Annotated in this window: 16 protein-coding genes; 6 read left to right on the top strand and 10 right to left on the bottom strand. The window is 25.0% G+C overall.

Going from position 1 to position 13,663, the window contains the following annotated elements; all coding sequences use genetic code 11:
* Nucleotides 1-78 precede the first annotated feature (78 nt).
* Both X274_RS07530 and X274_RS07525 read right to left on the bottom strand, forming a co-directional pair.
* Complete coding sequence (locus X274_RS07530) at nucleotides 79-1,359, bottom strand: hypothetical protein (protein ID WP_047266218.1); 1,281 nt, start codon at nucleotides 1,357-1,359, stop codon at nucleotides 79-81.
* A 167-nt stretch (nucleotides 1,360-1,526) separates the two neighbouring features.
* The gene (locus tag X274_RS07525) at nucleotides 1,527-2,462 is read right to left on the bottom strand and encodes a metallophosphoesterase (RefSeq protein WP_047266217.1); all 936 of its coding nucleotides are present in this window, start codon (nucleotides 2,460-2,462) and stop codon (nucleotides 1,527-1,529) included.
* 381 nt (nucleotides 2,463-2,843) lie between these two features.
* Between X274_RS07525 and X274_RS07520 the strand changes: the two genes are divergently transcribed.
* From X274_RS07520 to X274_RS07505, 4 genes are all read left to right on the top strand, one after another.
* Nucleotides 2,844-3,059, top strand: coding sequence for a DUF1659 domain-containing protein (locus tag X274_RS07520; RefSeq protein ID WP_047266216.1), 216 nt, complete (start codon nucleotides 2,844-2,846; stop codon nucleotides 3,057-3,059).
* 16 nt (nucleotides 3,060-3,075) lie between these two features.
* Complete coding sequence (locus X274_RS07515) at nucleotides 3,076-3,288, top strand: DUF2922 domain-containing protein (protein ID WP_047266215.1); 213 nt, start codon at nucleotides 3,076-3,078, stop codon at nucleotides 3,286-3,288.
* A 327-nt stretch (nucleotides 3,289-3,615) separates the two neighbouring features.
* Entirely contained in the window at nucleotides 3,616-3,834 is a 219-nt protein-coding gene (locus tag X274_RS07510) for a hypothetical protein (RefSeq protein WP_047266214.1), read from the top strand.
* Nucleotides 3,835-3,990: 156 nt separating this feature from the next.
* Entirely contained in the window at nucleotides 3,991-4,206 is a 216-nt protein-coding gene (locus X274_RS07505; protein ID WP_047266213.1) for a hypothetical protein, read from the top strand.
* Between the two features lie 237 nt (nucleotides 4,207-4,443).
* Here X274_RS07505 and X274_RS07500 read toward each other — a convergent pair whose 3' ends face one another.
* The 7 genes from X274_RS07500 to X274_RS07475 all read right to left on the bottom strand — a co-directional run bounded on the left by X274_RS07500 (nucleotide 4,444) and on the right by X274_RS07475 (nucleotide 11,570).
* Nucleotides 4,444-5,889 carry a lipopolysaccharide biosynthesis protein gene (locus X274_RS07500; RefSeq protein ID WP_052913242.1) on the bottom strand — a complete coding sequence of 482 codons (1,446 nt, stop codon included), beginning with the start codon at nucleotides 5,887-5,889 and terminating at the stop codon, nucleotides 4,444-4,446.
* Complete coding sequence (locus X274_RS07495) at nucleotides 5,849-6,967, bottom strand: N-acetylneuraminate synthase family protein (protein WP_047266212.1); 1,119 nt, start codon at nucleotides 6,965-6,967, stop codon at nucleotides 5,849-5,851. Before X274_RS07495 ends, X274_RS07500 begins: the two co-directional genes overlap by 41 nt.
* Nucleotides 6,951-8,606: a cytidylyltransferase domain-containing protein gene (locus X274_RS07490; RefSeq protein WP_047266211.1), complete on the bottom strand. Its 1,656-nt coding sequence runs from the start codon at nucleotides 8,604-8,606 to the stop codon at nucleotides 6,951-6,953. The genes X274_RS07495 and X274_RS07490 overlap by 17 nt, the downstream gene beginning before the upstream one ends.
* Entirely contained in the window at nucleotides 8,603-10,021 is a 1,419-nt protein-coding gene (locus X274_RS07485) for a CDP-glycerol glycerophosphotransferase family protein (RefSeq protein WP_047266210.1), read from the bottom strand. The genes X274_RS07490 and X274_RS07485 overlap by 4 nt, the downstream gene beginning before the upstream one ends.
* Nucleotides 10,022-10,030: 9 nt before the next feature.
* Complete coding sequence (locus X274_RS07480) at nucleotides 10,031-10,468, bottom strand: CatB-related O-acetyltransferase (RefSeq protein WP_052913241.1); 438 nt, start codon at nucleotides 10,466-10,468, stop codon at nucleotides 10,031-10,033.
* A 236-nt stretch (nucleotides 10,469-10,704) separates the two neighbouring features.
* Entirely contained in the window at nucleotides 10,705-10,842 is a 138-nt protein-coding gene (locus X274_RS11995; RefSeq protein ID WP_156166162.1) for a hypothetical protein, read from the bottom strand.
* An 83-nt stretch (nucleotides 10,843-10,925) separates the two neighbouring features.
* The gene (locus tag X274_RS07475; RefSeq protein WP_047266209.1) at nucleotides 10,926-11,570 is read right to left on the bottom strand and encodes a CatB-related O-acetyltransferase; all 645 of its coding nucleotides are present in this window, start codon (nucleotides 11,568-11,570) and stop codon (nucleotides 10,926-10,928) included.
* Nucleotides 11,571-11,736: 166 nt separating this feature from the next.
* Between X274_RS07475 and X274_RS11990 the strand changes: the two genes are divergently transcribed.
* Entirely contained in the window at nucleotides 11,737-11,889 is a 153-nt protein-coding gene (locus tag X274_RS11990; RefSeq protein ID WP_156166161.1) for a hypothetical protein, read from the top strand.
* 291 nt (nucleotides 11,890-12,180) lie between these two features.
* On the top strand, nucleotides 12,181-12,432 hold the full coding sequence (locus tag X274_RS12395) for an integrase core domain-containing protein (RefSeq protein ID WP_084822686.1): 252 nt from the start codon (nucleotides 12,181-12,183) through the stop codon (nucleotides 12,430-12,432).
* Between the two features lie 7 nt (nucleotides 12,433-12,439).
* On the opposite strand, the gene X274_RS07470 is transcribed toward X274_RS12395, so the two are convergent.
* On the bottom strand, nucleotides 12,440-13,609 hold the full coding sequence (locus X274_RS07470; RefSeq protein WP_047266208.1) for a glycosyltransferase family 4 protein: 1,170 nt from the start codon (nucleotides 13,607-13,609) through the stop codon (nucleotides 12,440-12,442).
* Between the last annotated feature and the right edge of the window lie 54 nt (nucleotides 13,610-13,663).

Below are 13,663 nucleotides of genomic sequence, written 5' to 3'. Positions count from 1 at the left end.
GCATTATCTGATCAATAAGATATTTTAAAGTTTCTTCTTTTTCTATAAACATATGAACACCTCAAAATATATGTGTGTTTATTTTTTTATAGAATTTAGCATCCATAAAACTTCCTCTGTTTTTTCTACCAATACATAAAACTCGTCCATAACTTTATAATTATTTTCCCAAAAATCAGTCGATAATTCATCTTGATTGGTTCTTGAAAAAGTAAGAAATGTTTCTATTATTTCACGATCTTCGAATTTAAAAGAGTCAAATAATTTATTATTTTTTCCGTATTCTTTAAATAACCGCAATTCTTTTCCTTTAAAATTTATTTCTTCTAAATTTACCCTTATGTCCATATCGAAATTAAAAAAATTATGGAATGATTTGTTTCTTGATTTGCTTATTGTACGTTTATATTCTTCTAAATTTGGTTTTTTACTAGTTTTAAATAATTTTTCAAAAAATTTCTTTAACTTTAAAGTTTCAAAAAGAGTTAACCATAAAATTATTGGATGCAAGTCGCAAATAACTAATATCAATCTCATAACTTTTAGTGCATCTGTTGCAAAATTATAAGCAATTCTTTTGATTTCCATTAAATTTTCATTATTTTCTTCATTATCTTTGAATTTTTCTAAATAATTTTTATACTGTAAATTCTGATTTTTAATATGATTTTTTATACTTCCTATTAACGTATTATTATGTTTTTTAGTTTCTTTTGTAGGAATGTTCAATTCATAAAAAATTTTTTTATATTCTTCTTTAAATTCTCTTTCCCAACTTCTTTTAGATTTTAAATTTTCATCATGTTCAATAAGTTCTACGATTTCATTCAATAATAACTCTCTCTCAACATTTCTTTTTATACGTATCTCAATTTTGCCGTTATAGCAAATATTATAATCTTTTGACAAATTAGAATCATAAATTATTATAAAATTATCACTTTCTGTGATTTTAAAGTGACTTTTCAACTCTCCAATTAAAATAAACGAAGCATATCCTATTTTTTCTAATTCTTCATCTATAACACTTTCAATATTTTTGATTTCAGGTAAATCTCTATGTTTCTTAGAATAAAATTTTATATCTTCATTAATTAGGGTTTTTAATAAAAAAATTTTTAATTCATTTATATTTTCTTTTATCTCTTTTCTATCTTCAAAAATTTCAAAACCCAAGTATTTATTACTTTTTTTAGTAAAAGCTAAATTTTCTCTATTCAAAAAGCTATTATTAAAAATAACGTATCCACTACCTTTTACTTTTTCATTTTTCCACTTATTATAATATTCACTATTAATAATATTTTTAATATTGTCTTGAATCTCTTCTAAAATTTCTCTTTTATTTTTAACAGTCATTAATATATTCCCCCAATGTTTTTAAATAAATAGATAATAACTTTTATTAATCCACTAATTCAACATTTAATCCAGTATTTCTTAAACAATCCAAAAATTTTTTAGGATCAGTAATAAATTCACCTTCAGTTAAATTTTCATTTGCATTTTTAGGAATTTTAATTTATTTACTGATTTCTCTCCAATTCCACAATTCTATTATTATACCATTCACAAAGAGATATATTCTGTTTTTCTGTATCAAACACACAAAATGTTGTCTGATTTTTTACCCAGCTCCCAGAGTTTGCATAAATAATTCTTTTGTCAACATGTATTATCTTTGGTTTATGGGTATGTCCAAGTACAACAAATGCCTTTTCTACACCATCATTTAATATTTTTTCAGCAAGTAATGATACTCCACTTTCATATTCTGAATAATCTCCTTTATAATCTTTATTCGCAGGTGTCACATAAGATTGCAAATTTCCAGCAATCCTATAAAAAGGCGATTCAAATTTCTTTTTAAACTTTTCCCATATTGATTTCGATTTATTCCAGAACTGTTCTAATTGCTCGTCAATATCTTTTGCACCCAATCTTTCTATAACCCCAATAGTTTGAGCAATAAATTTTCCAATTGCTACCTTACCAATACCCGATGAATCTGATACATTACGATTATATTTATCAAATCTATGTCCATGTTCAACCCAAAGGTTATCTTCGTTATAATAAGGAAAAAGCAAATTTTTCGTTTGATCAATATCATATTTATTTGTCAATTCTATTGGACCAAATGAAAATGATGAAATTTTATAAACCAGTTTAGAAAATGGAAGAGAATCATGATTACCCGGTACATAAATTATCTTTTTTCCTTCTTCTTTTAACTTAGAAAATATTTTCCATAATTCAACGTACATCTGTAAAATTTTATCGACTTTGCATTGCCATAATTCAAAAAAATCTCCTGCAATTATTATTTTTTCTACTTCTTTATCTTTTTCAACAAATTCAAGAAACGACATAAATTTTTCAAAATTTCCAGACGTATAAAAATCATCAGCTTCTGACATATCACCTATATGCAAATCACTTATAATAACAACTTTACTCATAGTTATCCCCCCACAAAAAATTTTGATAGAGCATTTAAATAAAAATATTCCACATTAAAATTTTATCACTAATTTTTATAAATTTTTTATGATTTTTAAAAATTAAGAAAATCTTTACTTTGTATTTATTAATCACCTGATATATTAAAAATTTAACTTTTTCACAATGAAATTTTTCCATGTTACCCTTCAGTAACTTCATTCCCAATCTATTCCACAACTATTCCCATGCAAAAACAATAAGATATACTACAATCGTCAGCGCTGACAGAGAAAAAATACGAAGTATTTTTTAATGTTTTATTTTTTATGATTTCTTTAAAATTAAAATTTTTAATCCAAAAACCCGCCGTAGGCGTGTAATACCGGAGGTGAGTTATTATGGCAACTAAAATTAGTTTAGGTGACAAAGCAAGAATTTCTTTTGATTACGGAGTAGATGCAGAAGGAAAACAAATTGTAAAAAGAAAATCATTCAAAATTATCGCTGGAGCAACTGATGATCAAGTATACACTGCTGCTAACAACTTTGCTTCATTGTGTGAAAAATCATTGCTCGAAATTGAAAAAATTGAAAATTATGAATTACAGGCTTAATAGGAGGTGAGTTATTATGGCAAAAAAACTTAGAATGTCCTTTGTAAACACAGTAGATGGAAAAAGAAAAACAATATATTTAAATGACCCAAGAGCAGATTTAACAGACACAGAAGTACAAAACGCAATGGATTCATTTGTTGGAGTATTTGTTCCAGTTGGATATGAAAAAGATAATGCAACAATTGTTGATACAACAACCAATGAACTCTTTGATTTAATTCAGTAACAAAAACCGGGGGCAACCCCGGTTTTAAATTAAATTATGAAAAATTTTAATTTTTATGTTTTCAAATCTAAATACAGTTCAAAAAATCAAATTCACTCAAACAGCTCGATTGCATTTCCTCAAAAATTATTCATTCTCAGCCGTCGCTCAAACAATACATCGTGTATTGTTTCGCTCAAAATTACATCCATGTAATTTTGCCGGCTTTCATTTATAATTTTCGAGGGCAATCTTCGAGTCTTCGTTTCATTTGTACTTTTTGAACCGTGTACAATTAAATTCTTTATCCAATACCCGCTGTAGGCGTGCAATACTGGAGGTATGAATATGTGGGACTTCTTAAAAATATTATTATTAAACATAATGGATCAATTCTTCAAAATGCTAACAGAAATTTCAAAAGAAGATAAAACAGAAGAAAAAATAAAAGAACTAAAAGAATTACAAGAAAATTTCAACAAAGAATTAAACAAACAAATCCAATTATTATCAGCAGAAATTGATGAAAAATTCGAAGAAATAAAAGACGAAATTGAAGAAAATTAAACATATTATTCAAAAACGTTTCATCAAAACTTAAAATCAAAACCTTTACTTTAGCACTATTTTGTAGTATAATGTAATAGTATGATAAAAGTTCTGTAGGTTAAAATGCTATAAAAATATCCACATAATCCAAAAAACAAAAGGGGGATGGTAATCATGGGATTAATCACAATCCCGTACTTTTGCAGGAAGTATGATTTTCATGAAGCGGATGTTTTAAGAAACATTGTAAAATTTCTCAGAATCCAGCCAGTAACAGGAAATTTAGAAACAAGAGGCATGCGGTTTTATAGAGAAAAAGATTTGCTTTTTGTCTATGATCAATTAATTAAAATGGCTGAAATCAAAAAAACGGATTTTGGAGAGGTCTAACTAAGCCAGTGCGAAAGCACTGGCTTAACTTTCATTATATCAAAATTTTATTGTGAAATCAAATGAATCTTACTTTTTGGCAAGGTATTAATTTCAAAAAATTATATTAAATCTTACCTTCTAATACTTCATTAATCATTTCACACGAAATACTTTCACCTGCTAAAAATGCTTTTATCCCTCTTCTCATCTGTAAATCATCATCAGGAAAAGAATAATTGAGCCTTCATACATAGTTTATTTATTCAAATGATGTTTTAATTGCTTATATAATTTTATTCCAATAGTAATACCCAAAACACCAAAAATTAAAATTCTCGAAAATCTTTCAATAAAAGAAAACATTCCAAAATATTTTGCTATTAAATATTGTGAAATACCCAAAACAATTATTAAAAAGGCCCAACCAAACATATATCTTGCTGATATTGTTTTATCTTTTAAATTATATCTTACATTTAAAGCATGAAAAAATAAAAGAAAAAAATAGGATATTAATGTTGTTATTGCTGCTATTTCATATCCGAATTTCGGTATTAATAATATATTTAAAACAATATTTATTGCTCCTGCTAATAATGTCCCAAATGAAATTGCTCCTGTCTTTTTGTAAAAAAAAGCAAAATTAACATAAATCGTATATAAGAATTGCATGTAATAAGAAGCTATTATTATTGGAATTATCATTAAAGAAGTATTGTATTTTTGTGGAGCCATTAGTATCCCTAATTCTGGTGTTAATATAAATATTAATGATAATATTATAACATATAGTTCATTATAATATCTTGATTTTATATTTATTTCATTCTTTTTATCCCCATACATCCTATCATAAAACCACGGAACCCATGCAAGATTCGTTGCACCTAATATTATTAACGGTATCATTCCTAATGTATACGCATAGCTATATAATCCTACTTTTTCAGAACCTATTATTTTTTGTATTGCCAATCTATCAAATTGAGATAAAATTATACCTGACAAATTATGTAATATTAAAGGAACCCCTATTAATAATGAATATTTCCATGCTTTTAACCATATCAATTTTTTCCCTTTAATTATTATTATCAAAAATAATACTGATGATAACATTATTTTTGAAATTATATCTCCATATATTCTTCCGAGATATTTATTATTTTCTATTATCAATAATAACCATATTGACAATACTACATTTAATAAGGCATTTGTTAAGCTTAACAATGATTTCTTTTTATAATCTTTTTCAAATACTTTTACTGATATGTAAAATTGAAAAATAAAAGATAAGTATCCTGATATCACTGCTAAAATCAATATATTTGGATGTATATTTATAAGTTTAGAAAAATATTCTTTGAATATATTAATAAGTAAAAATATTATTGTAAAACTCAATAATGATAAAAATAATGTTGAAGATAAAAATTCTTTTTTCTTTTCTTTAAAATCATTAATTCCTGTTCCTATTGATGTATGTATATCCAGTCCCGTAATAACCATAAATATTGCAACAAATGTTGTGTATACAGAAACTATTCCATATTCTTTAACTGATAATAATCTTGTAAAAATAGGAATGGTTATAAATGCCATTCCTTTTAATAAAAAATCTGTTATTGTATACCAAATTCCTGATTTTATAGTTGTGCTATTTTTTATTCTTTTTATTATTTGCTTTATTTTTATCACCACTCATAAAATTTTTCATTTCCTTAAAATCTCCAAAATATATAATTTCATCTTCATTAATGTTCCTAGTTGCGATTGAACCAACAACTTTATCATATAATTCCGGTGATATTCCAATACCCGGTCTCTTTATAGCTAGATCTTCTTCGGTAATAATTTTTCCCATAGGTATGAATTTTGCCGCAACTAAACTTCTTCTAGCATTATTTCTTGCGAGAATTTCACTTTCCAGATATCCTTTTTCTGTTCTTCCAATAATTTTCTGAAGTTTTGTTATATATTCATTAAATGTTCTTAAATCATTTTTATCCATCGCATGATAATGATCATTTCCGGGTAAAGTTTTATCAAAAGTAAAATGTTTTTCTATTACTTGAGCACCCAATAACCAGGCTGTTGATAATACATCTTTCATCACATTTGGTAATGTATGATCTGAATATCCAATTATATAGTCAGAAAATTTTTCTTTCATATCTTTAATCATTCCAAGATTAGCATTTTTTTCATCTGTTGGATAATTCAATACACAATGGAGTAATACTATATCATTATTTCCTTCACTTTTAATTGCTTCAACTGCTTTCCATATCTCTGAAATTGAACTTGCTCCTGTTGAAAGTAATATAGGTTTTCCTTTTCTGGCAATATGTTTTAAAAAAGGTATATTTGTTATATCTGCTGATGCTATTTTATATGCAGGAATTAAAGGCTCTAAAAAATCTGCAGATTCAAAGTCAAAGGGAGTAGACATAAAATCTATTCCACATTTTTCTGCATATTTTGCCAGTTCTTCATATTCTTTTTTCCAGAATTTATCGTATTTTTTAAATAACTTGTATTGACTTTTTGTGCTTTCTTTTGTTGTATCCCAATATGAAGGAGAAAATCTCGAAGCTAATTTTTCAGCTTTATAAGTTTGAAATTTAATAGCATCAGCTCCAGCTTCTGCTGCTTCTTCTATCATAATTTTTGCCTTTTCAAAATCACCTTCGTGATTTACACCAGCCTCTGCTATTATATATGGTTTATCAAAAGGTCTTTTTTTATCTAATATTTTTTTACCAATTTTTACCATTTTTCCACCTCCAGTAATTGTCAATAATCTCTTCTTTAACTCTTATTATTCCGTTTCTAAGTTCATTATATGGCAGGTTTTTATACATGTAAAATCTTTTTTCTTTGTTGTTTATCAAGTCTAAAACGACTTTATTAATATCTTCTTCTTTTACATTACACGCAATTCCGAGATATTCAACACCTTCATTATATCTTGCAAAAGTATGTAAAGTTTCTCTGTCATTTTGAGCTATACTGATTATTGGTATTCGCATTGATGCTAATTCATATACTGTCCGTCCATTTGAAGTTAATGCTAAATCTATGTTTTGCATTTCTTTGGCCATGTTATGTACGTTTTGTATTATGTCAACATTTTTATCTATTCCTATATCTAATATACTTTCATTTAATTCATTTAATTTTTTATAACCAGGGCCAACAATTATTTTTATTTTTATATTTTTTTCTTGCACTACTTTTCTTAATGAGATAACTGATTTTAAGGTTAAATTATTTTTATCCACTCCACCAAATGTTATCAATATATTCTTAACTTTATCTTTAAATTTATTAGGTGGTGTTATTAAAAAATTCTCTCTTAATACACAATATTCATATCCATATTTATGATTTGATGGAACATTAAATCTCTCATACAATGAATTAATTACAAGATTAGCTTTATCAGAATTACCACTTAAATCCTCAAAGTTAACTATAAAATTATTCAATTTTTTTAAGTTGTTCATATATTCTTCTGATGTATCTAAAAAATCATTTATTATAATATCGTATTTTTCCGCTATTTTATACAAACTATCGATATCATTTTCATAATATTTAAAACCATTTATACTAATTATTTTTTTTGCATATTCTGATGTGTTAAGTAAAAAAAAGTCAATATTATGTCCAATTAATGTCTCAGCTAATGTTACAGTTCTATATATGTGACCCATCCCTATTTCTGAATTACCTGAAGTTACAAATAATATTTTTAGTCTTTGCATAATTTTTTCTGCTATATACCAGTCTAAAGGCGTATCAATGTCAATTGCTTCTTCTGGGGGCACTTCAAAAACTGACACTTTTTTTCCAAATCTGTTATTTGGTGAAATAAATTCCTTTTTTGAGATAAGAAAAGCTCCAGTTTCTTTATATATTTTTGGTAACCATTGCCTATTTAGCCTTTCTGAATAATTTGGAATAATTTTTTTATTTTCTTTCTTCCAACTAAGATGTGTATTATCAACAACCGACAATACTGTATCATAATTTTGAACTATTATATATTGTATTGCTTTTTCTAATGTTTCTTTCGTCAATAATGGTGATGTTGGTTGTAAGGTAATTACATAATCAACGTCTGAATAGTTATTTTTATACCATTCATATGCATCATATATTACAGGATCTAATGTTATATTGTCTTCTGCTAAATTCTTTGGCCTCTTTCTTATTTTAACATCAATTGGCTTAACAACATCTATAATATCTTCATTATCTGTTGTAACAACGATATCAGTAATATAATAGCTATTTTTAGCTGTATTTATTATATATGTTATTAACGGTTTATTATTTAATAATCTTATATTCTTTTTTTTTATCCCTTTTGAACCTCCTCTAGCTGGAACTATTGCTAATATTTTCATTTTTCCACCTCAATTCCTATTTCATCTTTTAAAAATTTTCTATAATTTTCTTTCCAATTTTTATTCCAAAAATAATTTATATTATACTCATTTTTTGATTTTATATTCTCAATTATTTTTTCATACAACTCATTTGTATCTCTAACCCTTTCACCTATATCTTCTGGAATATACGCATCCGACATTGGATGTTTATATACGTATACTGGTTTGTTTAATGAAGCTGCTTCAAATATTGTTGTTGAATATATACTCACTATATAATCTGATATATTTATTAATTCGTATATGTCTCCATCCTTTTTTATAATAATATTATCATAATTTTCTAAATCTTTATATCTTTCTTCAAACGCTACCTCCCCAGGATGCAATTTGAAAATTATTTCATAATCATTAGATATTTTTTTAGACAATTCTTTTGCTATTTTTACATATATATTTGTTAATGCTCCTTGTGATACTATTAATATTCTCTTTTTATTTATTTCTTCTTTAAAATTATTGATTTTGTCATAATTATACCAAAAATGAGGATTCCCTATGGTTATTTTTTTTACTGGTATTCTCATATTTTCATTCCAAAAATCTCCATAGGTTAATAAATAATCCGGTAAATATTTCTGATATTCTTTATTTTTAAATACTTCTTCTCCGTAATTATATGCTATATGCGACTTTGTTATTACTCCATGTTGAAATTCTGCAGTCTTAATTCCCATTTCTTTTGCAACTTTAATTAAAATGACATTTGTTCCTCCATAACTTGCTGTATTTAAAAATAGGATTTTTGGTTTTATTTTTCTTAAAAATTTTCCAAATAATTTTTCTAAATAGTAAACTCTTATAGACGTTCTATTTAGAAGTTTTTCTAAATTATTATAATAATTTTCGTCAAATAATTTTATTTTTTTTAAACTATTTATAAAATATTTTATATTGTTATCTCTTGTTTTTAAAAAATTGAATTTTGAATACAAATAGGGTTTTAACTTTAAGGAATCAAACAAGTATGTGTTTTTAAAATATTTATTTTTATAAAACTTCATTCTAAATGCTTCTTCTAAAAATATTGTTTTTTCTGGGTATATTAAATTATAATAATCATATAAAAAATTGAAATATTTGCTCTCTTTAAGCATATTTGTTCTTGAAATACTTATAGAAAGTATATCAAAAGTTTTATTAATATAAAATACCGGATTAAATATTAAATTATAAAAATATTTTATTTTATCTGAAAATTTAATACTCTTTTTATTTGCATGTGGTTCAGATAAATTCAGCTTTTTACTGATAATATCTGTAAAAATCTTCATTCTTATAAATGGCCACATTAAATTATCAGAGTTATTAAATTTATAATTTATTAACTCTACATTTTCATTTTCAAATTTTAATAATTTTTCTATCATAACTATCACCTATTTATTGAAGGAATTCAAAAATTCTATTGGATTTGTTATTTTTCTATAATGTTTCTTTAATATTTGAATGTCTTTTTCCCACCACTTACTTTTTAACAATTCATCTATCACATCTCTTTCAAACCTATATTTTATTATCTTTGAAGGAACCCCTCCTACTATTGCATATGGTGGCACATCTCTTGTTACCACAGCTCCTGCTGCAATTATCGAACCTGTACCTATTCTCACACCAGTTTTAACCAACACATTTGCACCTATCCAAACATCATGCTCTATTATGACTTTTTCATTATATTCATCATATAAATCTTCATTTACTAAACCTCCTCGCTTCATATAAAATAAGGGACTTGTTGTAACATAATTTATTGGATGAGGATTTAAACCTATTTTTACTCCATATGCTACAGAACAAAACTTCCCAAATCTCAATCAGGAAAATATCAAAGAAACAAAAAAATATCAAAAAAGGGAATCGTCACTTAAGACATATCTTCTCCTTATGGGTAGAAAGAACTTTAAAACTAATACCAGAAGATCGAAAAAAATACTATGATCTATTGAAAAGAGGAAAAAATAAAAAAGTAGCATAAATTACTATAACAAGAAAATTAGCTGAATTAGCTTATACGTTATGGACTACTAATACACAATTTGATCCTAAATATTTAAGAAAAAACAATTAAAGTAGCATAAACATCTGAAATACCATGTAAAATTGCTAAAGTATCAGATAAAAATGCATAAAATAAAAATACGAGATTTCTAAATATTATAGCAATACTATTGCTATAAAAGAGGGACATTCTCTAAAAATCAAAAATTTTTCTTAACATTTTTTTACTTTAACCTCTTGATCTTTTAGAGAATACAAGCTAAAAGCCTCCTGTTAAATTTCATTAAAAATTCTTTTTAGGAAAATTTTTGGGTTTGTTATATATTTGTAATTTTTTATCAAAATATCAATATCGACATTCCACCATTTACTTTCTACTAACTCGTCTATAATGTCCTTTTCGAATCTGTATTTTAAAATTTTTGCTGGAACACCGCCAACTATGGCATATGGTGGAATATCTCTAGTAACAACGGATCCAGCTGCAATAATAGCTCCATCTCCTATAGTAATTCCAGACATTATCAAAGAGCCTGCTCCAATCCAAACATCATTTCCTATTTTTGTTAATCCCGACTCTTTTAAAGTATCATAAATATCTTCTTTAATATATCCTTTTTTCTTTGAGTAAAAAATAGAATTTGTTGATAAAAATTGTATCGGATGTTTTCCTAAACCAATTAAAACATGGTGAGAAATAGAACAAAATTTCCCTATATATTTAGTAAATTCTATTCTTACATCGTCATTTATAAAAGTATAATCACCTATAGAATTTAAATATTTAAAAAAAACACAATTTCTCCCAATATAAATATCTTTTCCTATTTTAGTTTTTGGATTTATAAAAGATTTAATTTTCCCCTTACTATAAAAATTCAAATATAATAAATACATTTTCTTTAAAAAATTTTTCATAAATGAAATCACTCCCTCGTATAATTAGTATAGAATAATGTGTAAATTCAATTTACAGAATATTGATTATAAGCTATTTCGAAAAAGGGCATCACCCCCACATTTGGTGTTGATTTACTTTTGTAGTATTATTATATTGTACCCAAAACTTATTGGAGGTGATACCATGTTCAGAAGTTCTAGAAATGTTTTTGTTTTGGACAATTTAAATGACAAACTTTTTAGAATAACTTCTAACGTGTATATGTCAAGTGAACAGTGGTTCTTTCTAAAATTACTTGAAGATTTTTATTTAACTCTTTATTATTACACTATTTAAATTAAAAAGATTTATTATTGCTATATATTTATTATAATTCAGATGATATAAATGTTGTATTCGTTTTTATCAAGTAAAATCAGAAAGAACCGTTTTTTGTAGTTAATCGTTATAGTAGGAAAATAAATGTTTTAAAGGTTATTCTTTGAATACTAAAGGTGAAAAGATTTATGATGACCATATTAAAAAGCTACTTGTTGATTTGTTATCGATTGATGATCCTAACATGCTCCGCAGGTTTTAAGTTTTTTTATTTTAATTTAATTCTTAATACTTTTTTCTTGATTAAAAATCAAGAAAGCTTTTGTTGAATCATTTCATTCTTCTGTTCAAAGAGAATTTGTTGAATATATTTCTTTTAACGATATCGATGATGTTTATAATTATTACATGTCCTATATTTATTTTTATAATCATCTTAGACCTCATGGGTCTTTAAAGTATCTTACTCCTGATTTCGTTTTTTATCTTTTTAATGATAATTTCAATGATTTTATTTCTTCTTATGATTTTTCTGATTTTTTCGTTTCTGTGAAAAAATGAGTTTTTTTTATTTTTTGTCTAATTTTCGGGGGTCAATGTGCGAAGAACTTTCTTCCATTTTTTTTGTATTTTTACTCAAAAAATTAGAATAAAAAACATCGGAATAAAAGTGATATAAATTTCTTGCCATTATCTCCACATTAAAATTACTTTTTGAATATTTCCATGCATTAAAAGACTTATAATCTAAAATATTTTTATTATTTAATAATTTATATATTTTATTAGCATAATTTTTTATATTAAATGGTTCAACCAACTCACCGGTTTTTTTGTTTACAAACTCACTCATACCTTTAACATTAAAAGCAATTACTGGTCTAGAATTTAAATATGATTTTACAATAATCCCAGATTGAGAAATTGATTTATGGGTTATTAAGGTAATATCATGATTCATAAATAGCTCATCTACTTTATCTTCACTAACAAATCCAGAATAAAATCTTATATTTTTTTTTCTTTTTATTTTTTGAATTAAATTTTTATTTATTTCTGGTGCTACCTTTCCATAAATATTTATTTCTATTTTTTTATCTAATTTTAATAGTTCATCCGATAGTTTTGGAATAAATTCTAATCCTTTATAAGGATTTAGTCTACCAAAGATTATAACTTTTTTATTATTTCTATTTTTTTGATACTCTTTAGATTTAAAAATACCTAGTGGAATTATAATGTTTTTTCTTATTAAATTATAATTGTTTTTATAATCTTCAAAACTATTATAGCTATGAAAAACTACACCATCTACAATTTTATTTATAGTTTTATAATAAAAAATAACTTTTTTTCGAATTTTCTCCTCCATATGCCCAATAGGATCATGAATTGTGTGTAAAAAATAAATATCTGGATATCTAAAAAATAATTTAATAAAAAAATAATTCCAAACATGTTTTGAAATAAAATGAACTATATTAGGTTTTATTCTTTTCATTATCATTTTTATTTTACTTATATTTTTAAAAAATAACACAAAAGATTCCGTGTTTATAGTTGGCCTTTCGGGTGTTTTGATAATATAATTATATTTATCCATTATAGTATTTATTTTTATATCATTAGAACCTAACGTAAATACTTCTTTATTTTCAGATCTATAATATTTATATAAATTATATAAATATTGCTGAAGGTCAGGATTTGTTGAAAAAGATATTAATAATATGCGCATATATTACTACCTCCTCATATATTATTACTTACTGTGTAAATTCAATTTACAGAA

The sequence above is a fragment of the Marinitoga sp. 1155 genome (genome assembly GCF_001021175.1).
Classification (GTDB): Bacteria; Thermotogota; Thermotogae; order Petrotogales; family Petrotogaceae; genus Marinitoga.
The sequence above is the reverse complement of the archived record's forward strand: the minus strand, read 5'-3'. Positions and strand labels throughout refer to the sequence as shown.

Bases quoted from the DNA above. Each gene is read 5' to 3' on its own strand.
- X274_RS07475 (WP_047266209.1), bottom strand. From the start codon at position 11,570: ATGAAAAATTTTTTAAAGAAAATGTATTTATTATATTTGAATTTTTAT.
- X274_RS07490 (WP_047266211.1), bottom strand. From the start codon at position 8,606: ATGAAAATATTAGCAATAGTTCCAGCTAGAGGAGGTTCAAAAGGGATA.
- X274_RS07510 (WP_047266214.1), top strand. From the start codon at position 3,616: ATGTGGGACTTCTTAAAAATATTATTATTAAACATAATGGATCAATTC.
- X274_RS07470 (WP_047266208.1), bottom strand. From the start codon at position 13,609: ATGCGCATATTATTAATATCTTTTTCAACAAATCCTGACCTTCAGCAA.
- X274_RS07495 (WP_047266212.1), bottom strand. From the start codon at position 6,967: ATGGTAAAAATTGGTAAAAAAATATTAGATAAAAAAAGACCTTTTGAT.
- X274_RS11990 (WP_156166161.1), top strand. From the start codon at position 11,737: ATGTTCAGAAGTTCTAGAAATGTTTTTGTTTTGGACAATTTAAATGAC.
- X274_RS07520 (WP_047266216.1), top strand. From the start codon at position 2,844: ATGGCAACTAAAATTAGTTTAGGTGACAAAGCAAGAATTTCTTTTGAT.
- X274_RS07525 (WP_047266217.1), bottom strand. From the start codon at position 2,462: ATGAGTAAAGTTGTTATTATAAGTGATTTGCATATAGGTGATATGTCA.
- X274_RS07505 (WP_047266213.1), top strand. From the start codon at position 3,991: ATGGGATTAATCACAATCCCGTACTTTTGCAGGAAGTATGATTTTCAT.
- X274_RS11995 (WP_156166162.1), bottom strand. From the start codon at position 10,842: ATGTCCCTCTTTTATAGCAATAGTATTGCTATAATATTTAGAAATCTC.
- X274_RS07530 (WP_047266218.1), bottom strand. From the start codon at position 1,359: ATGACTGTTAAAAATAAAAGAGAAATTTTAGAAGAGATTCAAGACAAT.
- X274_RS07515 (WP_047266215.1), top strand. From the start codon at position 3,076: ATGGCAAAAAAACTTAGAATGTCCTTTGTAAACACAGTAGATGGAAAA.
- X274_RS07485 (WP_047266210.1), bottom strand. From the start codon at position 10,021: ATGATAGAAAAATTATTAAAATTTGAAAATGAAAATGTAGAGTTAATA.